The sequence below is a fragment of the Kitasatospora sp. NPDC085895 genome (genome assembly GCF_040702125.1).
In the GTDB taxonomy this organism is placed as follows: domain Bacteria; phylum Actinomycetota; class Actinomycetes; order Streptomycetales; family Streptomycetaceae; genus Kitasatospora; species Kitasatospora arboriphila.
This window is the reverse complement of record NZ_JBFBJY010000002.1, coordinates 28,505-54,025: the sequence shown is the minus strand read 5'-3', so window position 1 is coordinate 54,025 and position 25,521 is coordinate 28,505. Positions and strand designations below refer to the sequence as shown.

Sequence of the window (25,521 nt, the reverse complement as noted above, 5' to 3'; positions counted from 1 at the left end):
GGGCTCACAGCGCGCCCCGCGCGCCGCTGAGGTCGACTTTCCGCTCGCGAAACAGAGCGGCCCCGACCGGGAAACGTCCGCCAACCATGCTCAAGGGCATGACAGCGACGGACAGCACAGCGGAGCCGCGGATCGTGGTGATCGGCGGCGGCATGGCCGGCCACCGGCTCGCCCAGCAGCTCACCGCCCACGGCGCCGGCCGGGTGACGCTGCTCGCCGAGGAGGAGCACGCCCCCTACAACCGGGTCCTGCTCGCCGACGTGCTGGCCGGCCGCTACGCGCCGGACACCGCGGCCCTGGCGGCACTCCCCCCGCAGGTGGAGTGCCGCCGGGCCCGGGCCGTCCGGATCGACCGCGAGCACCGCCTGGTGCAGTGCGACGACGGCGCCGCCGTCGCGTACGACCACCTGGTCCTCGCCACCGGCTCCAACCCCGTCCTGCCGCCGCTGCGCGGCCTGTTCGACGACGCGCTGACCGGCCGCGAGCGATGGGGGCACCTCCCAGCCGCCAGGGCTGGGGGAGAGCTGCCCACCGGGGTGTTCGCCTTCCGCACCATGGCCGACTGCGAGCTGATCGACCGACACCTGCCGGGCGTCCGGCAGGCCGTGGTGGTCGGCGGGGGACTCCTCGGGGTGAGCGCCGCCCGGGCGCTCGCCGCCCGCGGCGTCCAGGTGGTGCTGGCCCACCAGGGCGAGCACCTGATGGAGCGCCACCTCGACGAGGAGGCCGCCGGGCTGCTCCGCGCCCACCTCGCCGAACTCGGCGTCGAGGTGCACACCGAGTGCCGGGTGCGCTCCGCGCTCACCGAGGACCGCCGGATCACCGGCGTCGAACTCGCCGACGGCTTCCGGCTGGACGCCGAACTCCTCGTCATCGCCGCCGGCGTCCGGCCGCGCACCGGCCTCGCCGCCGCGGCCGGACTGGAGGTGCGGCGCGGCATCGTCGTCGACGACCGGCTGCGCACCTCCGACCCGGCGGTCCACGCCGTCGGCGACTGCGCCGAACACCGCGGCACCGTCTACGGCCTGGCCGGACCCGCCCTCGCGCAGGCCGACCGGCTGGCCCGGCTGCTGTGCGGCCAGGACGCCCCGTACCGGGGCAGCCGGCTGCTCACCCGGCTCACCCTGGCCGGCCCCGACTCGGCTCCGCTGGACCTCGCCGCCTTCGGCGAGACCTCGCCCGCCGGCCCCGGCGACCAGGTCGTCCGGCTCGCCGACGCCAGCCGCGGCACCTACCGCAAGGTCATCGTCCGCCGCGACGACCTGGGCGGCGACCGCCTGGTCGGCGGCGTCCTGCTCGGCGACCTCGGCACCGTCGGCGACCTCGCCGGCACCTGGGAGGGCGACGAGGCCCTGTCAGCACACCCGCTGCACCTGCTCACCACCCAGAGCACGACCCCCGGAGGGCCCTCGCGATGACCACCAGCCCGATGACCACCAGCAAGCCGACCGTCGTCCTGGTCGGGTACGGCATGGTCGGCCACCGCTTCCTGGAAGCCCTGGTCGACACCGGCGCCGCCGACCGCCACCGGGTCGTCGTCCTCGCCGAGGAGCCCCGGCACGCCTACGACCGCGTCGCCCTCACCTCGTACTTCTCCGGCAAGACCGCCGACGACCTGCTGCTCGCCGAGGAGGGCTTCGCCGACCAGCACGGCTTCGAGGTGCACCTCTCCTCCCCCGTCGCCTCGATCGACCGGACGGCGAAGACCGTCACCACCGCGGCCGGGAACACCATCGGCTACGACACCCTGGTGCTGGCCACCGGCTCCTACCCGTTCGTCCCGCCGGTCGACGGCAAGGACGCCGAGGGCTGCTTCGTCTACCGGACCATCGAGGACCTGGAGGCCATCGAGGCGTACGCGGCGACCGCCAACGTGGGTGCGGTGGTCGGCGGCGGCCTGCTCGGCCTGGAGGCGGCCGGCGCGCTCAAGGGCCTCGGCCTGGAGACCCACGTGGTCGAGTTCGCGCCGCGGCTGATGCCCGTCCAGGTGGACGAGGGCGGCGGCGAGGCGCTGCGCCGCACCATCGAGGAGATGGGCGTCGTCGTGCACACCGGGGTCGGCACCAAGACCGTGGTGGTCGAGGACGGCAGGGCCCGCGGCATGACCTTCACCGACGGCTCCGACCTGGAGACCGACCTGGTGATCTTCTCGGCCGGCGTCCGCCCCCGCGACCAGCTGGCCCGCGACTGCGGCCTGGACGTCGGCGAGCGCGGCGGCATCGCCGTCGACGAGTACTGCCGGACCTCCGACGAGCACGTCTTCGCCATCGGCGAGTGCGCGCTCGCCGTCGACGGCCGGGTCTACGGCCTGGTCGCCCCCGGCTATGAGATGGCCCAGGCCGTCGCCCAGCAGCTCGCCGACGAGGCGTGCAAGCCGTTCACCGGCGCCGACCTCTCCACCAAGCTCAAGCTCCTCGGCGTCGACGTCGCCAGCTTCGGCGACGCCTTCGGCGCCACCGAGGGTTCCCTGGACGTCGTCTACTCCGACTCCCGCTCCGGCATCTACAAGAAGCTGGTCGTCACCGCCGACGGCGCGCTGCTCGGCGGCATCCTGGTCGGCGACGCCGAGGCGTACTCCTCGCTGCGGCCGCTGGCCGGGACGGGCAACCCGCTGCCGGTGCCCGCCGAGTCCCTCGTCCTCCCGGCCGGCTCCGGCGCCCCCGTCCCGCTCGGCAGCTCCGCACTGCCGGACGACGCGGTGGTCTGCAACTGCCACAACGTCACCAAGGGCCAGGTCCGCTCGGCCGTCACCGAGCACTCCTGCACCACCGTGCCCGAGGTCAAGAAGTGCACCAAGGCCGGCACCGGCTGCGGCTCCTGCATCAAGCTGCTCTCCACCATCGTCACCGACGAGCTGGAGGCCTCCGGCGTCGAGGTCGACAAGGGCCTGTGCCCCTGCTTCGCGCACACCCGCGCCGAGCTGTACGAGATCGTCCGGGTCAAGCGGATCGACACCCACCGGCAGCTGCTCGCCGAGCACGGCCGCGCCCCCGAGGGCGCCGAGGGCTGCGAGGTCTGCAAGCCGACCGTCGGCTCGATCATCGCCTCGCTCGCCCCCGAGCTGGAGGCCTCCGGGCACATCCTGGACGGCGAGCAGGCCGCCCTGCAGGACACCAACGACCACTTCCTGGCCAACCTGCAGAAGAACGGCTCCTACTCGGTCGTGCCGCGGATCCCCGGCGGCGAGATCACCCCGGACAAGCTCATCGTGATCGGCGAGGTCGCCCGCGACTTCGGCCTCTACACCAAGATCACCGGCGGTCAGCGGATCGACCTCTTCGGCGCCAGCGTCGACCAGCTCCCGCAGATCTGGTCCCGCCTGGTCGCGGCCGGCTTCGAGTCCGGCCACGCGTACGGCAAGTCGCTGCGCACCGTGAAGTCCTGCGTCGGCTCGACCTGGTGCCGCTACGGCGTCCAGGACTCGGTCGGCATGGCGATCCAGCTGGAGCTGCGCTACCGCGGCCTGCGCAGCCCGCACAAGCTCAAGTCGGCGGTCTCCGGCTGCGCCCGCGAGTGCGCCGAGGCCCGCGGCAAGGACTTCGGCATCATCGCCACCTCCAACGGCTGGAACCTCTACGTCGGCGGCAACGGCGGCGCGACCCCGCGCCACGCGGACCTGCTCGCCCAGGACCTCGACGACGAGCAGCTGATCCGGCTGATCGACCGGTTCCTGATGTTCTACATCCGCACCGCCGACCGGCTGGAGCGCACCTCCACCTGGCTGGAGCGCATCGAGGGCGGCCTCGACCACGTCCGCGACGTGGTGGTGGACGACTCGCTCGGCATCTGCGCCGACCTGGAGGTCATGATGGCCAACCACGTCGCCGACTACCAGGACGAGTGGGCCGCCACCCTGGCCGACCCGGACCGGATGCGCCGCTTCGTCTCCTTCGTCAACGCCCCGGGCGTGCCGGACCCGAGCATCCGGTTCACCCCCGAGCGCGACCAGATCAAGCCCGACCTGGTGCTCCTCGCCACCGAGGAGGAGCTGCTCGCCGCCCTCGACCCCGACAACGCGCTCCTGGAGACCCGATGACCACCGTCGCCACCACCACCCGCGTCGAGCTGCTGACCGGCCGGTCCTGGACCTCCGTCTGCGACTGGGAGCAGCTCACCCCCGGCCGCGGCGTCGCCGTCCTGCTGCCGGACGGCACCCAGGCCGCCGTCTTCCGCGACCACGCCGACCGCCTCTACGCGGTGGCCAACCGCGACCCGTTCACCGGGGCGTACGTGCTCTCCCGCGGACTGGTCGGCTCCAGCGCGGACGGCCGGGTGTACGTCGCCTCGCCGCTCCTCAAGCAGCGCTTCGACCTGGCGACCGGCGAGTGCCTGGACGACGAGACCGTCCGGATCCCGGTGCACGCCGCCCGGCTCGGCGAGGTCTGACGCCTTCGGCGGGCCCCGTCGGCCCTGCCGTCCGCCACCGCCCCTGATCGGCCCGGCCGTCCGCAGTCCCTGCCCTGACCCGCGGACGGCCGGTGCTCCTTCGGGGGCGTCCTGCGTTGCGGAACGGGCCTGCTGCGTGGCGGCCCGGGTGTCCTGCGCTGCGGAACCGGCGGAACGGCGGCCGGCTCAGCCGCGGACGGCCGCCAGGACGGCCTCGGCCATGCCGCGCTCGCCCCGGGCGTTCGGGTGCAGCGGCGCGCCGCCCGCGGCCGGCAGCGCCGGCTCGATCCAGCGCTCGCCCTCCCCCGCGCACATGTCGTGGCCCGCCGACGCGGCGGCGGTGTCCACGAAGACCGCCCCGGCCGCGGCGGCCCGCTCCCGCAGCATCCCGTTCAGCTGCTGCTGCTTCTCGGTGAGGAAGGCCAGGTCGGCGGCGGCGAAGCCGTCCCCGAGGGTCACCCGGCAGGCCGCCGGATCGGCCGGCAGCAGCGCCGGGTACCCGACCACGTACACCCGTGCCGAGGGCGCCCGGCGGTGGATCTCCGCGAGGACGGCACCGACCTTCCCGCCCGCCGCGGCGACCTTCTGCTGCACTTCGTCCGGCCCGCCGCCGGCCGCGGCGTAGACCGCCCGGCAGGCCGAGGCCGCGCCGCCGGTGCCACCGCCGGCCGCGGTGCCGGCGCCGCCCGCGGCCAGGGTGGAGCGCAGGCTCTCCTGCGCGCACCGGGTGACGACGTCCATGAAGCCGGCGTCGTTGCCGCCGATCCCGACCGTCACCAGCCGGGTGGCGCCGGCGAGGGCGTCCAGCTGGGGCGGGTTGGTGCCGTCCGCGGTCCGCTGCGGGGCCGTCAGGTCGCCGGTGCGGGCGCCGCTGCAGCTGACGTCCCGGAACCCGGTGCCGCTCAGCCCGAGGCCCGCGGCGACCAGCGCCGGGTAGTTCGCCCCGGAACGGGCGCACCCCGCCGGGGTTCCGGTCTGCGGCGGCACCTTCAGGCCGGAGGTGTAGGAGTCGCCGAGGGCGACGTACGGGCCGGCCGGCGACGGGGAGGCCTGCGCGGCCGACCGCCCCGGGGACTGCTGCTGCGCCCCGCCCGACGGCGGGGCGGGCGGCGCCGCCCGCGAACCCCCGTCCGCGCCGCAGCCGGCCGCGGCCAGCAGCACCGGCAGCAGGACCGCCGCCAGCGCCGTCCCCCCGCCGTCGCGCCGTCGTGCCATGAGTCCCCCCGGGTCCGTTCCTGGTCGTCCCAACGTACGGGACGCCCGCGGAAGCTCCCGGACCCCGGGGTGGCCGTGTCGCGCGGGCCGTCCGGTGCGCCGCGGTCGTACGGGCCCGGCACGGCCGGTCAGGGCCGCGGTGGCGGGGGCGCCGCGGCGCGCCCGGGCGTCACTCCGTGTCGCGCTCGTGCTCCGCGAGGAACTCCTCGAAGCGGCGGCCCAGCTCGTCCGCGGAGGGGAGGTCGGTCGCCTGGGCGAGCAGGCTCTCGCGGCCGTCCGCGCCGGCGACCGCGTCGTACTGGCCCTCCATGCCCCGGATGGCGGAGCGCAGCTCGCCGTCGCCCTGCTCCAACTGCTCCTCGATCTCGGCGTACACCTCGTCCACCCGCAGCTTCAGCTCCGTACCGGGCAGCACCAGGCCCGTCGCGGACTGCACCGCCTCCAGGATCTGCACCGCGGCGGCCGGGTAGGCGGAGCGCGCGATGTAGTGCGGGACGTGGACGGCGAACCCCAGCACGTCGTGGCCGGCCTCGGCGAGCCGGAACTCCAGCAGCGCCTGGGCACTGCCCGGCACCTGCGCCTGGTCGAACCAGCGCGGGTAGCCGGGCGCCAGGTCCATCCGGGTGCCGTGCGGCGTGAGACCGACCGGACGGGTGTGCGGGACGCCCATCGGGATGCCGTGGAAGTCCACCGCGAGGCGGACGTCGAACCGCTCGATCAGGCCGCGCACCGCGGCAGCGAACAGCTCCCACTCGGTGTCCGGCTCCGGGCCGGAGAGCACCAGGAAGGGCGCGCCGACCGAGTCGTGCACCAGCTGGAGGAGGATCTCCGGCGGGTCGTAGTCCGTCCAGCGCTCGCGGTCGAACACCATCGCGGGGCGCCGGGCCCGGTAGTCCACCAGGCGGTCGTGGTCGAAGCGGGCGACGACCTGCGGCGCACCGTGCTCCAGCAGGTGCGAGACGACCTGGGTGCCGGCCTCGCCGGCGTCCATGAACCCCTCGAAGTGGTACAGCAGCACCAGCCCGCCGTCGGCCTCGGCCGCGGCCTCCTGCGCCGCGGCGACCGCCCCGACACCGGCCGGCTCCAGCGCGTACAGCTCCTTGGGATCACGCACGGCGCACCCAACCCCGTTCCGTCTCGTCACGTCGATCGTTCGGGGCCGCCCGTTCGTCGGCACCGCCCCGGCAGGCGTCACGCGGACACCCGTCGATCACTCCAGCGTGCCCGGGGCCGCGGGAATTCCCGCAGCCGCCGCGTGTCTCCACCCCGCTTGCAGAATATTCTCACTTCGGGCCGAAACGGCTGGTCGAAGGCGTCCGGGCGGCTTTTCGGGGGCCGCCGAACCCCTTCCACGGCGTACCTCCGACACGCGCACGCCCCCGATCTCGCGCCGCGAAGTGACGCACCGCCTTCTTGCGGGTATCGTCCTCTCGCTGCCTCGCACCGTCGCGTCGTCGCCGCGCCGTCCGTGACGTCGCCGGCCACGCCCCGAACAGGTGTGTTGCCAGCCACCTTCTGCGCACCTTGCCTTCACTTGGCCGCCTGCTTCCCTTCGTGCTCTCGTCTCTCTCTCGGCCATCTCGCGGACGCACACTGTCCCCTCGCCCATCCCGCCGGTCCGGGTCGTCGATCCGTACCCGTTCCGGCACCGCGCTGCCCGTTTCCGGGCCGTCGCTCCCCGCCGCCCGACCGGCCCTGCCGGCGTGCGCCGACGGTGCGGCGGAGGCCCCGGAGCGGGGCGAAGACCAGACCCTCGACGCCGTGACCCCGGACCGAGGGACCCTCCGACCGCCGAAGGACCGAAGGATTCCGTGCCCGTTCCCGTCACCCTCATCGGCCGCACCGTGCGGCTGGAGCCTCTCGCAGAGCACCACGCGGAGGCACTGGCCGAGGCAGGTGCAGCGGACCGTACGACCTACGCCTTCACCCCCGTCCCGCACGGCCTCGAAGCGGCCAGGGAGTACATCGGGCGTGCCCTCGCCGACCAGGCCGCAGGCCGGTCGCTGCCGTTCGCGACCGTGAGCACCGCCGACAACCGGGTGGTCGGCTCCACCCGGTTCCTGGAGCTCGACTACTGGCAGGGCCCGCTGGTGTGGCCGCCGGTTCCGGGCGTGCCGTTCGGCGATCCCCGCGAGGCGGTGCCGGACGCCGCCGAGATCGGCAACACCTGGCTCGCCCCCTGGGCCCAGGGCACCGGCATCAACACCGAGGCGAAGCTGCTGATGCTGCGCCACGCCTTCGAGGCGTGGCGGGTGCAGCGGATCTCGCTCCGCGCCGACGCCCGCAACCTTCGCTCGCGCGCCGCCATCGAGCGGCTCGGCGCCACCTGCGAAGGGGTCCGCCGGGCCCACTCGCGCGGCCTGGACGGGGTGGTCCGCTCGACCGCCTTCTACTCGATCCTCGACGAGGAGTGGCCGGCCGTCCGCGACATCATCGAGCTGCGGATCGCCGCCGCCACCTCGCCGAGCGCCCCGGACCCTGCCATCAACCAGGAGTGCCTTAGACACGGCGGTCCGCTGATCCCCGCCTGACGGTCCGGTCGGCCGGACGACCCGTCCGAACGACCCCGTCCGACGGCCCGGTCCGGGCGCCGCGTGCGCCGGGGCCGGGCCGGCCGGATCCGACGGGTCGGGTCCGGTGGGTCCGGCGGTTCGGGTGTGTACGGCTGCGGCGTGGGTGCGGCTGCGGTGTGCGTACGACTGCGCGTGCGTACGGCTGCGGGGCGACGGGCTACGGCGCGTCCGGCCCCGGGGCGTAGGGCGGGCGGTCGGTGCGGCGGCGGGCCAGCTCCCGGACGTCCTCCGGCAGCTCGGCGACGTCCACCAGCAACGACAGCAGCGAGGCGTCGCCGGTGAGGGCGCGGAAGCAGTCCGCGACCGTGACGCCGTGCCCCGGCCGGTGCTCCACCGTGACCGGATCGCCGGCCCCGATCAGGCCCGGCTCGACCACCCGCAGGTAGGCGCCCGGCAACGCCGCCTCGGTGAACCGGCGCAACCAGCGGCGCTCGTCCAGCCAGTACGCGAAGGTCGTACAGGGGATCCGCGGCACGGCGACCTCCAGCAGCACCTGCGGACCGATCCGCCAGCGCTCCCCGATCAGCGCGCCGTCGACGTCCAGCCCGGCGGTGGTGAGGTTCTCGCCGAAACTGCCGTTCGGCAGCTCCTTGCCGAGCTCCGCCGCCCACCGGTCGAGGACCTCCCGGGCGTAGGCGTACACCGCCTGGTCGTCGCCGCCGTGGTTGCGGGTGTCGAAGATCCGGTCGCCGACCAGGCCGCTGTGCAGCCCGGTGTGCTTGGGCCCCGGGGCGCGCACCTCCACCGGGTGGTCGACCGGGCGCTTGTCGATCCCGGTGCCCCCGGTCCCCGGCTTGGCCGGGTTGGGACGCGGACGGGCCAGATTGACGGTGAGCAGTGTCGGCATGCCGGGCAGCGTAGGCGCGGCCGCCCGCACCCGCAGCCCGATTACCGGCCGTCTCCCTGCTGACGGGGCGACACGAGCCGCTGGATCGACCGCTCCTCACGGCCCGTCGGACCGGGCCCGGTGCGGGAGCCTCCCGGCCGGACCCCTTACCCTCGTGGGTCGGGTGGAACGGACGAGGGGGACCGGATGGGCTACCACCGCAACAACTGGCGCCAGGTGGCGGGGGCCGCCGCGCCGTTCGTCCCGGGCGGCCGGGCGATCCTGGGCACGGTCGACGCGGCCAACCGGCTGATCGACACGGCGGACCGGCGCACCATCCCGTACGTGCGCGGCGGCCGCCCGCTGGTGGAGCTGCCCTGGCAGCCGCCCGGACCGCCGCCGGACCCGCACCGCGCCGACGCCGTCGGCCGCCAGGTCTGGGACCTGCTCTTCTCCGGCGAACAGCACTACGGTGCCCGTGCCCTGCTCGACCACATCGGCAACCTGCTGATGCCGCTGCCGCCCGCCGAACTCGACCTGGTCGTGCGCCGCTTCGGCCAGCAGGGCCTGGACCGCTGGGACGCCCTCACCCACGTCAAGGACGCCGACGGCCGCTCCGCCTACGACTGGCGCCGCCAGCAGGAGCTGTTCGGCTGGCTGCTGCGCTCGGTCAGCCCGTACGCCGCGATGCTGATCGGCACCGCGATGCCGTGCAGCCAGCCCGACTACGAGCCCGACTGCACCTGCGGGGAGCACGGCTGGGTCCTGCCGCAGGGGCCGTTCGCGCAGGTGGACGGCGCGTACTTCACCGAGCGGTGGCAGCGGGTCTCCGGCTCGACCGAGGCGATGAGCTGGCAGGACGTGGACCAGGGCAGGTTCGGTACCTGCTGGCTGCTGACCAGCGTCCAGGCGGTGATCCAGGCCAACCCGCACCACGCCCCGCGCCACCTCCGCCAGGAGGCCAACGGCACCGTCACCTGCACCCTCTACGACCGGGGCCGGCCGGTCGACATCACCGTGGTGCCCGACCTGCCCTACGGGCACGGCGTGCTGTGGGGCGCCAAGGGCCACAGCGACGACTCCCGGTACGCCGAGACCTGGCCCGGCTACTACGAGAAGGCCGCCGCCCGGTTCTACGGCGGCTATTCGGGCATCGCCGACGGCGGACACCCCAGCGACGCGCTGAGCCTGCTCACCGGCCGCCCTTCCCGCGAGGGCGAGATCGACCTCGCCAACCCCTGGCTCTGCCACGAACTCGCCGACCGGCGGGCCCGCGGCCAGGCCCTCACCGCCAGCACCCACGGCCGCGGCGACGACCGCGAGCGGCTGCACGGCGGCCGGCTGGCCGCGAGCCACGCGTACTTCATCAAGGACGTGGACGTGGCCGGCGGCCGGATCTGCCTCGGCAATCCCTGGGGCGACGGCGCCGACCGCCGGATGTGGGAGTGCTGGCTGTCGCTCCAGGAGGTCCCGTCCTGCCTGCGGCGGATGAACGCCGTCGACACCTGGTAGCCGCGGTCGGCCGACGACCGGGACGCGGCCGGCGGTCGGCGATCGGCGGTCAGAGGAGTGCGAGTGCCGCCAGCAGGTCGGCCGGGTCGTGCGGCGAGCGGGCCGGGTGGGCCTCGGCCCGGGCCGACGCCGGGCGCCAGCCGGTCCGCGGCAGCGCCGCCACGTCGACGTCCAGCACCCCGTGGCCGGTACGGCCGTCCCGCAGGTGGAGCACGCCCTCGGCGGTGTGCATCAGCAGCGCACCCGTCCGGTCGTGGCGGGAGGTCCTGATGCGCTGCCAGTCCTGGTCCGTCCACCGCAGCTCGGGGAGCTCGACCGGTCGCGGCAGCACGATCCGGGTGCCGTCGGCCGGCCCCCGCCCGCCGTCCACCGCACTGCCGGCCGGGCCGCTCCTCGTGCCGTCGCCCACGCTGCCCGCCTCCGGGGTCGCCCATCCCGGCAACGCTTCCCTGGCCGCCAGCCAGGCCGCCGGGATGCCCGCCGTGCCGGTGTGCGCCGCGACCACCCCGCCGACCACGGCGGCCGTGGTGTCGACGTCGCCGCCGGCGGTGACGGTGTCCCAGATCGCGGCCGGATAGTCGTCCAGGTGCCGCGCGGCCGCCCAGAGCGCGAACGGCACGGTGTCCGCCGCACTGACCCGGCTGCCGTTGCCCAGCACCCGGGCGGCGGTGTGCGGGTCCGCGACCCCGGCCAGTCCGATCGCCTCGCCCAGCCCGTCACGGACCGCGCCCCGCGGGGTGAGCCGCCGGACCTCGGCCAGGAAGTCCTCCGCCGCCGGCCGCTCGGCCCGCAGCCGGGCCCGGACGGCCAGCGCCGCGGCCACCGCGACGGCGATCGCACCGTCCACCGCCTGGGGATGGGTGTGGGTGATCACGGCGGTGTCCGCCGCCGGGCGGACCACCCCGGCGGGATCGTCGGCGTGCGCGGCACCGAGCGGCGCGACCCGCATGGCCGCACCGTTCCCGTACGAGCCCTGCCCGTCGAAGAGCTCGGCGGCCAGTCGGCGGGCGTCGCCGCCCTCGCGGACCAGCCGGAGCATCCGGTTCGCGGCCGGCCCGTAGCCGCGGTCGAAGTCGTGCCGGCGGGCGAAGGCGTGGGTGAGGTCGAAACCGTCGATCCGGCCGCGCTCGGCGAACCCGGCATGCACCGAGCAGGCCATCTCGGTGTCGTCCGTCCACGGCCACCTACCCGGCGGGGCCTGCCGCCGGTCCAGGTACGGCCGGTTGGCGGGGACGAAGAACTGGGCACCGAGCGCGTCGCCGACGGAGAGGCCCTGCAACGCGTCGAGCGCTGCGGCGAGCCGGGGGTCGCCGGCCGGTCCGGAGGCCGGAGGGGCGGTGCGGCCCGGGGCCGGGGTGCGCTCCGTGGTCGGCTTGTGGTGGGTGGTCGGCTTGCGGTCGTCGGGCTCGCTCGGGCGGATGGGCTCGGTCATCACGGCCATGGTGGCAGACGGGTCGGACGGCCGACCAGGGCGTTTCCGGTCGTGCCGGTCCTTCGCCGCCGTCGGCTGCGGGCCGGGGCCGGGCGGGGGTCGGCAGTGGGCTCGGCGACGGGGCCGGGCAACGCGGCTGGGCAACAGGGCTGGGCAACGGGCCTCAGCAGCGGGGATCGATCTCGCGGAAGCTCGCGTAGTGGTCGGACGTCCAGTACTGCTCGCCGGCCGTCCCGGTGACGATGCGCCGGGTGCCGCGGTCGTCGGAGTTCGGGGTGACGACGGTGTACTCGTGGTAGTAGCCGTCGGTGTGCCGCGGCAGCAGGCCCTCCCGGTTCTCGAACACGACCCCGTCCGAGCGGTAGGGGTACGGGCCTCCCCGGGAGATCAGGACGAGGGTGTCGTCGGCCTGGGCCGGGAGCCGGGTGCGGCAGACGTCGGCGATCGCCGGATCGCTCGGCAGCCAGACCGGGCTCGCGCCGCCCGTCGTGGGCCGGGGCGTGGACGTGCGGGGGACGGTGCCGGAGACCGGAGCGGACGGTGTCCGGCCGGTCGGCGACGAGCCGGCGGCGGTGCCGCCCGGCGTGGGACCGGTGGTGGGATTCCTCGTCGAGCCGGTGCGGTCGCCCAGGGCGTAGGCGGCCGCCGCAACGATCGCGAACACCAGCAGGACGGCGACGACGATCACGTGGTTTCGGCTGGTCATGGCCGACAGCTTGCCCGGTCGGCCGAGCGTGCCGGGCCGCGCTTCGCGCCGTTCTCACCCGTTCGGCCGCAGACGGAGTACCGGCCGCTACGAAGTCCTCCGGCTGCCGACCGCCGCCGGAGACCCGGCTACGGGCACCCGGGCCGTGCGTGGCCCGCCGTGGGTTGCAGCGGCATGCCGTGGGGTTGTGGTGGACTGCCGTGGGGTTGCGGTGGACTGCCGTGGCCCGCAGTGGCTCGCCATGGGCTGCCGTGGGCTGCCGTGGGCCTATGCGGGCGGATGCGGGCGGATGCGGGCGGCGCCGGTCGTGGGGACGCCCGGCTCGGAAAGGCCGCCGGGGCGGGAACGGACCCCATTGTCCGTTCCCGCCCCGGTTGCTACGTCCGACGGCTCTCCTGCGCCGAGCTCCGTCGAACGCCCCTCCCCTGCGGAGGGGGTGTGCGGTCAGCGATGGGACCGCGCTGCTTCGTGTCAGCGCGAATCGCTGCCCGCCGTCTCGATGGCGGCGCGGCCGGCCTCCAGGCGCGCCACCGGGATGCGGAAGGGAGAGCAGGACACGTAGTCCAGCCCCACCTCGTGGAAGAAGTGCACCGAGTCCGGGTCACCGCCGTGCTCGCCGCAGACGCCGAGCTTGAGGTCGGGCCGGGTGGCCCGGCCGGCCTCGGCGGCGTGCTTGACCAGCGAGCCCACGCCGTCCCGGTCGATGGTCTCGAACGGGCTGACGCCGAAGATGCCCTTCTCCAGGTAGGCGGTGAAGAAGCTGGCCTCGACGTCGTCGCGCGAGAAGCCCCACACCGTCTGGGTCAGGTCATTGGTGCCGAAGGAGAAGAACTCAGCGGCCTCGGCGATCTGACCGGCGGTCACCGCGGCGCGCGGCAGCTCGATCATGGTACCGAGCTTGATGTCCAGCTTCACGCCGGTGGACTGCGCGACCTCGGCGAGCACCCGCTCGCACTCGTCGCGTACCAGCTCCAGCTCCTGGACGGTGCCGACCAGCGGGATCATCACCTCGGGACGCGGGTCGCCGCCGGCCAGCTTGCGCTCGGCCGCGGCCTCCGCGATCGCCCGGACCTGCATGCCGAACAGGCCGGGGATGACCAGGCCGAGGCGGACGCCGCGCAGGCCGAGCATCGGGTTCTGCTCGTGCAGCTTGTGCACCGCCTGCAGCAGGCGCAGGTCGTTCTCGTTCGGGTCCTTGCGGGCCTCGGCGAGGGCGACGCGCACCGACAGCTCGGTGATGTCGGGCAGGAACTCGTGCAGCGGCGGGTCGAGCAGCCGGACGGTGACGGGGAGCCCGTCCATCGACTGGAAGAGCTCCAGGAAGTCGCCCTTCTGCAGCGGCAGCAGGGAGGACAGGGCGAGCTCGCGGTCCTTGTCGTTGTCCGCCAGGATCAGGTGCTCGACCTCCTTGCGGCGCTCCTCACCGAGGAACATGTGCTCGGTGCGGCACAGGCCGATGCCCTGGGCGCCGTACCGGCGGGCGCGGTTCGCGTCCTCGGCGTTGTCGGCGTTGGCGCGGACGGCGAGCCGGCGGCGGACGTCGGCGTGCGCCATCAGCCGGTGCACGGCCTGGACGAGCCCGCCCTGGACGTCGGCGCCGGCGTGCAGGGTGCCCTCGAAGTACTCGACGACCGGGGACGGCAGCACCGGGACCTCGCCCAGGTACACCTTGCCGTTGGCACCGTCGATGGAGACGACGTCGCCCTCGTGGACGACCTGGCCGCCGGAGGTGGTGAACTTGCGGTTCTTGGTGTCGACCTCCAGCTCCTCGGCGCCGCAGACACAGGTCTTGCCCATGCCTCGGGCGACGACGGCCGCGTGGGAGGTCTTGCCGCCGCGCGAGGTCAGGATGCCCTCGGCCGCGATCATGCCCTCGAGGTCGTCCGGGTTGGTCTCGCGGCGGACGAGGATGACCTTCTCGCCGGAGCGGGACCACTTGACGGCGGTGTAGGAGTCGAAGACCACCCGGCCGACCGCGGCGCCGGGCGAGGCCGCGATGCCGAAGGCGACCGGCTTGGTCTCGGAGGTCGGGGCGAAGCGCGGGAACATCAGCTGGGCCAGCTGGCCGCCGGTGACCCGGTGCAGCGCCTCGTCCAGGTCGATCAGGCCCTGGTCGACGAGCTGGACGGCGATGCGGAAGGCGGCGGCCGCGGTGCGCTTGCCGACGCGGGTCTGCAGCATCCAGAGCTTGCCGCGCTCGATGGTGAACTCGATGTCGCAGAGGTCGCGGTAGTGCGTCTCGAGCGTCTGCATGATGGTCATCAGCTCGTCGTACGACTTCTTGTCGAGCTGCTCGAGGTCGGCCAGCTGCAGGGTGTTGCGGATGCCGGCGACGACGTCCTCGCCCTGCGCGTTCTGCAGGTAGTCGCCGTAGACGCCCTGGGTGCCCGTGGAGGGGTCACGGGTGAAGGCGACGCCGGTGCCGGAGTCCTCGCCGAGGTTGCCGAAGACCATGGTGCAGACGTTGACCGCGGTGCCGAGGTCGTTCGGGATGCGCTCCTGGCGGCGGTACAGCCGGGCGCGGTCGCCGTTCCAGGAGTGGAAGACGGCGTAGATGGCGAGGTCGAGCTGCTCGCGCGGCTCCTGCGGGAATTCCCGGCCGGTCTCGCGCTTGACGATGCCCTTGAAGGTCTCGACCAGGCCCTTGAGGTCCTCGGCGGTCAGGTCGAGGTCGTTCTCGGTGCCCTTGGCCTGCTTGGCCTCGTCCAGGGCCTCCTCGAACAGCTCGCCGTCCACGCCCAGCACGGTCTTGCCGAACATCTGGACCAGGCGGCGGTAGGAGTCCCAGGCGAAACGCTCGTTGCCGGACTGGGCGGCGAGGCCGGCCACCGAAGCGTCGGACAGACCGATGTTCAGAACGGTGTCCATCATGCCGGGCATGGAGAACTTGGCACCCGAACGGACCGACACCAGCAGCGGGTTGTCGTGCTGCCCGAGCGTCTTGCCCATCTCGGCCTCGAGGGCCGTCAGGTGCTTGCTGATCTCCTCGTGCAGGGAGGCGGGCTCACTGCCGGTCTCCAGGAAGACCTTGCAGGCCTCGGTCGTGATGGTGAACCCCGGAGGGACGGGGAGACCCAGGTTGGTCATCTCGGCCAGGTTCGCACCCTTGCCGCCAAGAAGATCCTTGAGGTCCTTGTTTCCTTCGGTGAAGGAGTAAACAAACTTCTGCTTCGCCGCCACGGGTCGGTCTCCTCGCACACGGTTGCCCTGACGCCGGAGAACATACCCATTTCAAAGGCGCTTTCGTGCCGCCAATAGGCCGTACGTGCTTGAGAACCACTCAGCACCCAGCAGATCGAATGCCCGAGTAGGCATTCACCTGTGTTGATGAAATCGTCCGGTTGACGCTAGCTACCGTTCAAGTAGTGAAGACATCGAAACCTGAAGATCATACGAACCGGACAGAGAGTGATGGCCGAACGTCGAGTCTGTTGCCCCGGTTTGATTTCCTGCAGCCAGCCGCACCGATCGGACCGACAACCCCTTCGGGAAGCGATTCACGTTGTCGAGGCCTTCCGGCAACCTGACCGGCCGTCAACCACTCAGACTATGTGGCAAGCGTCACGAGCGCATCTCAGCCTTCGAGCGCCCATGATCGCGCGCATCGTGACTACGAGTGGCGGGATTGGCTACTCTGCGTAGTGAAAATCTGCCAGAAAGGAGCCCTCTTGGCCAGATCGGACAAGAGGGCTGGTCCGGAGCGGCAGATGGCCGGTCGAGGCCGATTTCGACCAGCCGTACAGATCATCCGCCGGATGTGTCCGATTCGGCGTCAACGGAGGGCACCGCGCAGTCGTACGGATCGTCCAACCAGCCCTCCGGCAGTACCACCCGGTTGTTGCCGCTGGTCCGACCGCGCGGACCGTCCGCCCCGGCCGGCCACACCTGGGCCTGGTCGATCTGCTGCAGCAGCTCGGCCATCTCGGTGAGGGAGGACGCGTTCGCCAGTCGGACCCGGAGTTCGGACCCGACCGAGAAACCCTTCGTGTACCAGGCCACGTGCTTACGGAAATCGATCACGCCGCGGGCCTCGTCACCGAGCCACTCGCCGAGCAACTGGGCGTGGCGCACCATGGCACGGGCGACCTCGCCGAAGGTCGGGCGGGCGTAGTCGACATCGCCCTCGAAGACCGACACCAGGTCCTTGAAGAGCCAGGGCCGGCCGAGGCAGCCGCGACCGACCACCACGCCGTCGCACCCCGTCTCGCGCATCATCCGCAGCGCGTCGTCGGCCGACCAGATGTCGCCGTTGCCGAGCACCGGGATGTGAGCCGGGACCGACTCCCGCAGCCGGGCGATCGCCGACCAGTCGGCGGTGCCGCCGTAGTGCTGGGCCGCCGTGCGCCCGTGCAGGGCGATGGCCGCGACGCCCTCCTCGGCGCCGATCCGGCCCGCGTCCAGGAAGGTGATGTGGTCGTCGTCGATGCCCTTGCGCATCTTCATCGTCACCGGGAGGTCGCCCGCATTGGCGACGGCCTCGCGGAGGATGTCCCGCAGCAGGTTGCGCTTGTACGGCAGCGCCGAGCCGCCGCCCTTGCGGGTGACCTTCGGGACGGGGCAGCCGAAGTTCAGGTCGATGTGGTCGGCGAGCCCCTCGTCCGCGATCATGCGGGCCGCCTTGCCGACGGTGACCGGGTCGACGCCGTACAGCTGGATCGACCTGGGCTTCTCGCTCGGGTCGAACTTGATCAACTGCATGGTCTTCGCGTTGCGCTCGACCAGCGCCCGCGTGGTGATCATCTCGGAGACGTACAGCCCCTTGCCGCCGCTCTGCTCCCGGCACAGCGTCCGGAAGGGAGCGTTGGTGATCCCTGCCATGGGTGCCAGCACGACCGGCGGCCACACCTGCATCGGGCCGATGTTCAGCGGGGCGAACTCGGCGCCTGCGGCGGACGCGGGCTGGGTGGGCTCACCGGTGGCTTCGGCGGACCTGACGGTGTCGGCTGTGCTGGGCGTGGTGGTCATGCGCGGCAGAGTCCTCGGCTGATGGGATTCGGGACTCTCCATTGTCCCCCACCCGAGTGGCGGCCCGGCCGAGGTAGGGAGGGTGGGGTGGGGTGGGGTGGGGTGGGTTCGTGCGGGTGGGGTCGGTGGGCTTGTACGGGTGGGGTGGCAGGGCAGGGTGAGGTGGCTGGGCTGATGGGGCCACCGGGCTCTGGCTGGCGGTGGCTGGGAGGTGGGGGCTGGGCAGGTGGGGGCTGGGCGGGTGGGCTGGCCTGGCTGCGGCGGTCACGGGGTGGCTTTCGCCACGCTGATCTGGCCGGAGCTGGTGGCTATGTCGAGGTGGCGGGTGGAGGTGTCGGATCTCAGGGCCGGGTTGATGTCCACCGCACCTGAACTGGTGCTGTGGTCGATGCGGTACCCGGCAGGGTCGGCCGGGAGTTCGAGGTCGACCTGGCCGGAGGTGGCTGTGACGGTGACCTCCTCGGGTGGGCGGGCGAACATGAGCAGCAGTTGCCCGGAGGTCAGGACGGCCCGGACGCGGGTGGAGGTCAAGGTCTCGCCGGTGATCTGTCCCGAGGACGCCTTCGCCCAGACCGGGCCGCTCACCGCATCGAGCCGGATCGCCCCCGAGGTCGTCTCGATCCGGAGCTCCCCAAACAGCCCTCGCGCGGTGAATCCACCGGACGTGGTCCGGGCATGGACCGGCACCCCGGCCGGAATCCGGATGTCGAGCAGGAGCCCGCACCCGAAGGGCTCGGCGTCCAGCGGCCCGATGACGGTGCCGCAGCGGACGGTTATTCGGAGAGTTCCGTTCTCCAGGCTCTCCTCGACCGCGGGTGGCCGCAGCGCCCAGTCAGTCCGCTGGTCCACCGTGACGCGGTCGGGCGCCCCGGCCTCGACCCGCACCTGAGTGGCCTCGGCATTGAGTTCCACTGCGGTGACCGGACCGAGGAAGGTCCGCGTGGTCGCGGTCGACCGGTACGCCATGACGCCCCAGGCCATACCGGCTCCGGCGAGGACGCCGAGGGTCAGGACGATGATCGCGACGGCACGCCAGGATTTGCGCTCACGCTCTCCTACTGAGGTGTCTGCTGTGCCCGCGGTGCCGCTCATGCCGTCTGCCATGTCTGCGGTGTCTGCGGTGTCTACGCTGCCTCGCCGGCTGTGGCGGGCTGCGGCGACGTCGTTGACCGGGCGGGTCGCCACCTCAGCCCACCTCGAGGAACCGGAGGACTGCGAGGACCCTGCGGTGGTCTGCGTCCGTCTGGGGGAGGTCGAGCTTCATCAGGATGGCGTTGATGTGCTTCGCGACGGCGCTGTCGCTCACCACCAGGATGGCGGCGATGCCGGCGTTGGACCGGCCTTCCGCCATGAGGGCGAGGACGTCGCGCTCGCGTGGAGTCAGTTTGCGGAGCGGATCGCGATCCTTGCGGACGAGGAGTTGGGCGACCACCTCGGGGTCGAGCGCCGTACCGCCGCCGGCTACTCGCTGGAGCGCCTCCAGGAAGTCGTCGACGTTGGCGACGCGCTGCTTGAGTAGGTACCCGACGCCACTGGTGTTCGCCGAGAGCAGGTCGGCGGCGTAGCGCTCCTCCACATACTGCGAGAGCAGCAAGACGGCCACATCGGGCCACTGCCTGCGGATCAGCAGCGCTGCCTTGACGCCCTCGTCCGCGAAGTCCGGTGGCATTCGCACATCGATGATCGCAATATCCGGTTTGTGCTCCTCGACTGCGGCCAGCAGGGACTCTGCGTCTCCGACCGCAGCCGGGATCTCGTAACCGACGGATTCCAGCACCTTGATCAGGCCGACCCGTAGGAGGACGGAGTCTTCGGCAATCACAGCTCGCACGGCAACTCCACGGTGAGAGTGGTGGGGCCCCCGAGGGGGCTGATGACAGTGAGCGTGCCGTCGACCGAGGCCGCTCGTTTCCGCAGGCCCGTCAGGCCGCTTCCCCTGGACGGGTCGGCCCCGCCGATGCCGTCGTCGCCGATGACTATCCGGAGCCGGTCTCCGGATCGACGGACGGAGAGGTCGACGCGGGACGCCCGGGCATGCTTGGCCGCGTTCGCCAGTGCTTCGGAGATCGTGAAGTAGGCGACCGCTTCGACCGCTGGTGCCACACGTCCGTCGAGGTCGACGTCCATGCGCACCGGCACCGGACTCCGAGCGGCGATGCCGGACAGTGCCGCGTCCAACCCGCGGTCCTCCAGGACGACCGGGTGCAGGCCGCGAACGAGGTCGCGCAGCTCCTCGATGGCTGCCTGGGCCTCCTCGTGCGCCTCGACGATGACCTGCATGGCCTCCGTCGGGATGTCGGTCAGCGTCCGGCGGGCCAGTCCGAGGTTCATGGCGAGGGAGACGAGTCGCTGCTGGGCACCGTCGTGGAGGTCCCGCTCGATCCGGCGCCGCTCGGCGTCTGCGGCGTCCACCACCCCGGCCCGGCTGACCGCGAGTCGCTCCACCCGTTCTTCCAGCACCTCGGCCCGGTTACGACCGATCAGTGCGCGGGTGGTCCGCTCGTCGGTGCGGGCGATCCAGGCGAACGCCCAGGGTCCGAGGAGGAGCAGCGCCACACCGGCGGCAGTGACCAATCCGCCGTTGGTCGTCCACCCGGATCCGGGCCGCATCGGGCCGTCTGGCGGCAGCGCCCAGATCCAGACGAAGAACGTCCCCATGACGAGACCGGCTCCCCAGACCGCCATGACCAGGAGGCTTGCGGTCGCGAACAGTGGGGCCATGACGACGTGATGGAGCGTCTGGCGCCAGGTCATACCGGCGCGCAGTCTCCTCGCCCACCCTGCATCGGGCGGCAGCCGGCTCGGCACGTCCACGCCGCGCAGGGCGCGGAGGCGACTTCGCTGTGCCGTCGTCAGGAGGTCGAAGCAGAAGGGAAGCACGAACACCAGGACGGCGGCGGACTTGGCGTCGAGGAGGAGGACGACGGCCGGCAGCCCCAGGGGGACACCTGCCGCGACGAAGAGGGTGTCCCGCCTGGCAGCCGCCGCCCACGGAGCACGCCGGAGAAGTGGCGCGAACGGGTTGCGGCGAGCGGAATCGGACATGGCGGAAAGAGTAGTTGGCGCGCGATCAGCTCCACCATGAAGTGCTCTTCACTGTTGATGGTGTAGCTGGCTTCACCATGAAAAGTGAAGAGTGCGCCAACGACAGGGGCATCCGCAGGTCGCGAATGTTGTCGGCATGACGAACAGCCTGACGAACAGCACGGGAAACAGCACAGCGAACGGCCGGGCGAACGGCGCGGCCGACGGCACGGCGAACGACCGGACGAGCAACACGGTGTACGGCCGGGCGAACCCGACGGTGCACGAGACGGACGGCGCTGCCCGGAACACCGGAGCGGGCGGTGTCGGCCCGTCGACCGCTGCGGGACCGCTGACGGGTGCCCGTGCCCGAGGCCCCGCTGCGGACCGCGTCGGCGAGACGGTCCGCGGTCGCGGTGCAGTGCCTCCGAGGCGGAGCCGGGTGCCACCGCCCGGCGTCCGCCGTACTTTGGCCCTGCCCGTGCTGGGGCCGTGGTCCGTCCGGGGTTCGGCGGGGCGCGGGCGCCGGGCCGCGTTGGAGGTCTACGAGCACGGCGAGTTGCTCGATGTGGTGGTGACGTCGTCGTTGGCGGGTGGCGTGCTCCGCGGCGTACGGCGACGGCCGGGCGCCGGCCATCCCGGGGCCTTCGCCTGGGGGCGGCTGTGCGCGGACGGCTCACCGCCCGCGGTGGTGTTCACCCGTGGCCGACGGGCCAGTCAGCGGGTTCCCGCCGGGTTGACCACGGTGATGGGTGCGTTCTGGCTGGCTTGGTGCGCCACATCCGCAACAGGTGTCCTGGTGAGCGGGCCGGGCTGCCCACCGGTCCGGCTGCGGGCGGGAGTTGCTGCGTGAGCCACCACCGGTTGCTGGCCGTCTGCGGACTCGCGCTGATCCCCTGGGCGGTGGCCCTGGCCTGGGCGCATCTCGTCGGCTGGGCCCTGCTGGACGCGGCCGAGGCCGCAGCGCTGCTCACTGCAGGCTTGCGGCCGGACGGCCGCGGCGCGGCACCCCGCTCGGCCGCGTACCTCGCCGGTCTGCTGCTCGGGCTGGACGCACTGGTCGATGTCTCGACAGCTGCCACCGGGCCCGAGCTGGCGACCGCACTCACCATGGCGCTTGCCGCCGAGGTGCCGATCGCGCTGGTGTGCCTGCTGCTCGCGGCCGACCGCGCTGCCTTCGACCACGCGGCGAGCCGTGCGTGCCGGACGCCCCGGGTACCGCGCTTCACCATCGGTGCCCCGCTCCCGCGACGCACGGGATCGCCGGTCCGCCGCGGCGCACCGGCGATCCCCGCCCTGCTCCGTGCGTCGACGCACTCAGGAACGGGCCGCGAGAGCCTCCAACTTGCTGCGCGTCTCCTCGTCCTGGGGCGTGTAGGCGACAAGTCTCGGGCCGGGCCGCGGGCCGAGCCAGAGATTGGTGTACTCGAAGCGCATCAAGCCGACGTCCGGCACCAGGAAGCGCTTCAGGCCGTTGCCGAGGCCGGCGACCTCGTGCTGCTGCCACATCCCCTCGAACTCGGGCGAGGCCTTGCGCAGCCGGTTCAGCAACGTTTTCCACGCAGGTTCGGCCCCGTGATCGGCCATGGCGGTACGGAACTTGGCCACCATGGCGGGGCGCGCCTCCCCGATGTCGAGGAGGCTCCTCTGGAACTCGGAGTCGGTGAAGGCCAACCACATCAGGTTGCGGTCCTCGAACGGGAGGGCGTCGAGGTCGCCTGCGATCCAGGTGTAGGCCCGGTTGTAGGCGAGAACGTCGTAGCGGCTGTTCAGCACGGCGGCCGGCATCGGCTCCAGCTGGGCGAGGAGCATCCGCGCGGCCGGCGTGACGGTGGCGCATTCGACGATCGGGGCAGGGTCCTCGGCACCGGCCAGGACGAACAGGTGGGCACGCTCCGTCGGGTCGAGCATGAGCGCCCGTGCCACCGACTGCAGCACCTGGGCGGAGACCTGGATGTCCCGCCCCTGCTCCAGCCAGGTGTACCAGGTGACTCCCACCGTGGCGAGGTGCGCCACTTCTTCCCGGCGAAGGCCCGGTGTGCGGCGGCGCCCGGTCTCGGGCAACCCCACCTGCTCGGGCGAGATGCGCTCCCGGCGGCTACGGAGGAAGGCGGCGAGCTCCTGTCGCCGGGCAGCGGCCGGAGCGAGTTTGGCCCCGGCGCCGGCTCCCGGCCTGGCAGCCGTGGACCCCGTGGCCGTGGACCCCGTAGCCGTGGAGCCCGCCGCCGTGGAGCCCGCCGCCGTCGGGCTTGTGGCCGTCGGGCTTGTGGCCGTGGACCCGCCGGCCCTGGTGGCAGGGCCGGGCCCGGAGGCAGACTCCGTCGGGCGGCCTGTGGAGGCGATGCGTGTAGCCATGCCTACCAGGATGCTCCCGCGCGCATCCTGTTGCCAGGTACTCGTTATACCTGGATAAACGATGTCTGGTACCAGGGTGCGGCAAGGCGGATCGTAGGTGCCGTGACTCAGCAACTGACGCTTCCACGGACCACCTCCCCCGCCGGTCGTGCCACGGACGCCCCCACCCTGGGTGCCGCGGGCCTCGTCACCGTCCTGCTCGGCGCCTTCCTGCCGATGCTCGACTTCTTCATCGTCAACGTCGCGCTGCCCACCATCGACCACGACCTCGCGGCGGGCCCCGCGGTTCTGGAGCTCGTCGCCGCCGGTTACGGCATCGCCTTCGCGGTCCTGCTGGTCCTGGGCGGCCGGCTCGGCGACGCACTCGGTCGGCGCCGTCTGTTCGTCGCCGGTGCCGCGCTCTTCGCGGTGACGTCCCTGGCCTGCGGTCTCGCGCCGACGGCCTGGACGCTGGTGGCGGCACGCGTGGCGCAGGGCGCCTCCGCGGCGCTGCTGCTGCCCCAGGTCCTGGCGACCATCACCGCTGCCAGCAGCGGGTCCCAGCGTGCCCGGGCGCTCGGCATCTACGGCGCGGTCGGCGGCATCTCCGTCGTCATCGGCCAGGTCCTCGGCGGCATGATGGTCGCGGCGGACCTGTTCGGGAGCGGCTGGCGCGCCGTGTTCCTGCTCAACGTCCCGTTCGCCCTGCTGACCGCGGTGCTCGCCGTCCGGTTCGTGCCCGAGACGCGGGCCAGCCGTGCCGCGGGAGTGGACGTGCCCGGCACGGTGCTGCTGACCGCCGCGCTGCTCTCCCTCTTCGTCCCGCTGATGGAGGGCCGGGCCGTCGGTTGGCCGCTGTGGACCTGGCTGCTGCTCGGCCTGTTCCCGCTGCTCGCCGCCGCCTTCCTGACCGTGGAGCGCAGGGCCGAGCGGATGGGCCGGACACCGCTGGTGCCGCTCTCACTGCTGCACATACCCGAGATGCGCCGAGGACTCGGCATCGCGCTGCCGTACTTCACCGGCTTCGGCGGCTTCATGTTCGTGGTGGCGATCCTGCTCCAGCACGGTCTCCGGCTCGGGCCGGTCGCCGCCGGCTGGGCGCTGGTTCCGATGGCCGCAGGGTACTTCGCGGCCTCGCTCTCCGGCCCGCGTCTGGTGGGACGGTTCGGCAGCCGGGTGATCACGGCAGGCGCGGTGGTCCAGGGGATCGGCCTGGTCACCCTGCTGGCCACCGTCCTGGCGGACTGGACCCACTTCTCGCCGCTGCGGATGCTGCCCGGCGTCGCCCTGGCGGGCATCGGCCAGGGCCTGGTGGGCACTCCGCTGTTCCGCGTGGTGCTGTCCAAGGTCCCTGCCGAGCGGGCGGGCGTCGGGAGCGGCGTCCTGGCGACCACCCAGCAGTCCAGCCTCGCGCTCGGAGTCGCCACCCTCGGCACGCTCTTCCTCGCGGTGTCCCCCACCATGGGCTTCGCGCATGCACTGGCACTCGTACTGGCCCTCCAGTTCGGCGGCTCGGTGATCATCGCCTTCCTCAGCCTGCGGCTCCCGCGCTCGGTCGTCTGACCTGCGGGGCAGCGTACGAGGTGGTGTTTCCAAGGGTGCGAAAAACCGGAAGCAGAGTGTCGGCGACGGATGGGAGCATGACGTCATGACGACCACTGAACCCACCGCACCGGCCGACACCCGCACCCGTGAGCAGTTGGTCGCCCTGGTCGAGGCGGGCACTCGGCCCAAGTACCTGCTCTTCTGGGGCCACCGGCCGGAGCCCGACGGCCGGATCGGTCCGGGGTCGCTCAGCCAGTGGTGGCCCGGGGAGTTCACCGTGGAGGGTGTCACCTACCGCTCCGCGGAGCACTGGATGATGGCCGGGAAGGCCCGCCTGTTCCAGGACGAGCAGACGCTGGCCCGCATCCTGGCCGCACCCACCCCGGGCGAGGCCAAGAAGCTGGGTCGCCAGGTCCGGGGCTTCGACGAGGAGCGGTGGGTCGCCGAACGGTTCGAGCTCGTGGTCGCCGGCAACGTGGCCAAGTTCGGGCAGGACGACGCGCTGCGGAACTACCTGCTGGGCACCGCCCAGCGCGTCCTGGTGGAGGCCAGCCCGCTCGACCGGCTCTGGGGCATCGGCCTGGCGGCCGACAACGAGCGGGCCACCCGACCGCAGGAGTGGCGCGGCCTCAACCTGCTCGGCTTCGCCCTGATGGAGGCCCGGGCCCGGCTCATCGCCTGACCTTGGCCTCGGCCCTGAACCTGGCTCCGGACCCGGTCTCCGGCCGTGACCCCGGCCGTGGGTCCCTGACTGTCCCTGACGCCGATGCAGGGCTGCGCCCCGGGCAGCCGCCTGACACTCGCACCTTCGGAACGCCCCACTTCTTCCGGCGACTTCAACCCCCGCCACCTGCAACGTCATTCGCCGAAAATCGGCGGACTCACGCCTGTAACACCGACGCCGTATGGCTTGGTGAGGATGGCCCGAGGTAGGGCCAGGGGGCCGGCTGGGCGGCCCCGAGGTGGAGAGGCTGGTCGGACGAGGGATGACAGTGCAGGAGCT

The 25,521-nt window shown here is 72.8% G+C and carries 16 protein-coding genes and 2 pseudogenes; 7 read left to right on the top strand and 11 right to left on the bottom strand.

The window, feature by feature from the left end; genetic code table 11:
- Positions 1–98 precede the first annotated feature (98 nt).
- From AB0442_RS01770 to nirD, 3 genes are read left to right on the top strand one after another with little or no spacing between them, the layout of a single operon-like run.
- Positions 99–1,418, top strand: coding sequence for an FAD-dependent oxidoreductase (locus AB0442_RS01770; RefSeq protein WP_366159946.1), 1,320 nt, complete (start codon positions 99–101; stop codon positions 1,416–1,418).
- Positions 1,415–4,036: a nitrite reductase large subunit NirB gene (gene nirB, locus AB0442_RS01765; RefSeq protein ID WP_366159945.1), complete on the top strand. Its 2,622-nt coding sequence runs from the start codon at positions 1,415–1,417 to the stop codon at positions 4,034–4,036. Before AB0442_RS01770 ends, nirB begins: the two co-directional genes overlap by 4 nt.
- Positions 4,033–4,386 carry a nitrite reductase small subunit NirD gene (nirD, locus tag AB0442_RS01760; protein WP_366159944.1) on the top strand — a complete coding sequence of 118 codons (354 nt, stop codon included), beginning with the start codon at positions 4,033–4,035 and terminating at the stop codon, positions 4,384–4,386. The genes nirB and nirD overlap by 4 nt, the downstream gene beginning before the upstream one ends.
- 186 nt (positions 4,387–4,572) lie before the next feature.
- Here the strand turns inward: nirD and AB0442_RS01755 are convergent, their stop codons facing one another.
- Both AB0442_RS01755 and AB0442_RS01750 read right to left on the bottom strand, forming a co-directional pair.
- The gene (locus AB0442_RS01755) at positions 4,573–5,601 is read right to left on the bottom strand and encodes an SGNH/GDSL hydrolase family protein (protein WP_366159943.1); all 1,029 of its coding nucleotides are present in this window, start codon (positions 5,599–5,601) and stop codon (positions 4,573–4,575) included.
- Between the two features lie 169 nt (positions 5,602–5,770).
- Positions 5,771–6,715 carry a PAC2 family protein gene (locus tag AB0442_RS01750; protein WP_366159942.1) on the bottom strand — a complete coding sequence of 315 codons (945 nt, stop codon included), beginning with the start codon at positions 6,713–6,715 and terminating at the stop codon, positions 5,771–5,773.
- 697 nt (positions 6,716–7,412) lie between these two features.
- On the opposite strand from AB0442_RS01750, the gene AB0442_RS01745 reads away from it, so the two are divergent.
- Positions 7,413–8,132, top strand: a complete 720-nt coding sequence (locus AB0442_RS01745) for a GNAT family protein (protein ID WP_344622650.1) — start codon at positions 7,413–7,415, stop codon at positions 8,130–8,132.
- Between the two features lie 199 nt (positions 8,133–8,331).
- On the opposite strand, the gene AB0442_RS01740 is transcribed toward AB0442_RS01745, so the two are convergent.
- The gene (locus AB0442_RS01740) at positions 8,332–9,021 is read right to left on the bottom strand and encodes an MOSC domain-containing protein (protein WP_366159941.1); all 690 of its coding nucleotides are present in this window, start codon (positions 9,019–9,021) and stop codon (positions 8,332–8,334) included.
- Between the two features lie 186 nt (positions 9,022–9,207).
- Between AB0442_RS01740 and AB0442_RS01735 the strand changes: the two genes are divergently transcribed.
- Positions 9,208–10,512: a C2 family cysteine protease gene (locus AB0442_RS01735; protein WP_366159940.1), complete on the top strand. Its 1,305-nt coding sequence runs from the start codon at positions 9,208–9,210 to the stop codon at positions 10,510–10,512.
- Between the two features lie 430 nt (positions 10,513–10,942).
- On the opposite strand, the pseudogene AB0442_RS01730 reads toward AB0442_RS01735, so the two are convergent.
- The 8 genes and pseudogenes from AB0442_RS01730 to AB0442_RS01695 form a co-directional block, all read right to left on the bottom strand.
- Positions 10,943–11,791 (bottom strand): annotated as a pseudogene (locus AB0442_RS01730) (ADP-ribosylglycohydrolase family protein); the annotation flags it as partial.
- Positions 11,792–12,107: 316 nt separating this feature from the next.
- Positions 12,108–12,575 carry a ribonuclease domain-containing protein gene (locus tag AB0442_RS01725; protein ID WP_366160109.1) on the bottom strand — a complete coding sequence of 156 codons (468 nt, stop codon included), beginning with the start codon at positions 12,573–12,575 and terminating at the stop codon, positions 12,108–12,110.
- A 546-nt stretch (positions 12,576–13,121) separates the two neighbouring features.
- Positions 13,122–15,830, bottom strand: coding sequence for a pyruvate, phosphate dikinase (gene ppdK / locus AB0442_RS01720; protein ID WP_366159939.1), 2,709 nt, complete (start codon positions 15,828–15,830; stop codon positions 13,122–13,124).
- A 564-nt stretch (positions 15,831–16,394) separates the two neighbouring features.
- Positions 16,395–17,501 (bottom strand): tRNA dihydrouridine synthase DusB, encoded by a 1,107-nt coding sequence (gene dusB, locus AB0442_RS01715; protein WP_363540196.1) that lies wholly within the window; start codon positions 17,499–17,501, stop codon positions 16,395–16,397.
- A gap of 378 nt (positions 17,502–17,879) precedes the next feature.
- The gene (locus AB0442_RS01710; protein WP_366159938.1) at positions 17,880–18,719 is read right to left on the bottom strand and encodes a DUF4097 family beta strand repeat-containing protein; all 840 of its coding nucleotides are present in this window, start codon (positions 18,717–18,719) and stop codon (positions 17,880–17,882) included.
- Between the two features lie 82 nt (positions 18,720–18,801).
- Positions 18,802–19,446 (bottom strand): response regulator transcription factor, encoded by a 645-nt coding sequence (locus tag AB0442_RS01705; RefSeq protein ID WP_366159937.1) that lies wholly within the window; start codon positions 19,444–19,446, stop codon positions 18,802–18,804.
- Complete coding sequence (locus AB0442_RS01700) at positions 19,434–20,660, bottom strand: sensor histidine kinase (RefSeq protein WP_366159936.1); 1,227 nt, start codon at positions 20,658–20,660, stop codon at positions 19,434–19,436. Before AB0442_RS01700 ends, AB0442_RS01705 begins: the two co-directional genes overlap by 13 nt.
- A 1,296-nt stretch (positions 20,661–21,956) precedes the next feature.
- A pseudogene (locus tag AB0442_RS01695) lies at positions 21,957–22,769 on the bottom strand (helix-turn-helix transcriptional regulator); the annotation flags it as partial.
- A 441-nt stretch (positions 22,770–23,210) separates the two neighbouring features.
- On the opposite strand from AB0442_RS01695, the gene AB0442_RS01690 reads away from it, so the two are divergent.
- Positions 23,211–24,536: an MFS transporter gene (locus tag AB0442_RS01690; protein WP_366160108.1), complete on the top strand. Its 1,326-nt coding sequence runs from the start codon at positions 23,211–23,213 to the stop codon at positions 24,534–24,536.
- A gap of 85 nt (positions 24,537–24,621) precedes the next feature.
- A complete protein-coding gene (locus AB0442_RS01685) occupies positions 24,622–25,200 on the top strand; it encodes an NADAR family protein (RefSeq protein ID WP_366159935.1) in 579 nt (192 codons plus the stop codon).
- Positions 25,201–25,521 lie beyond the last annotated feature (321 nt).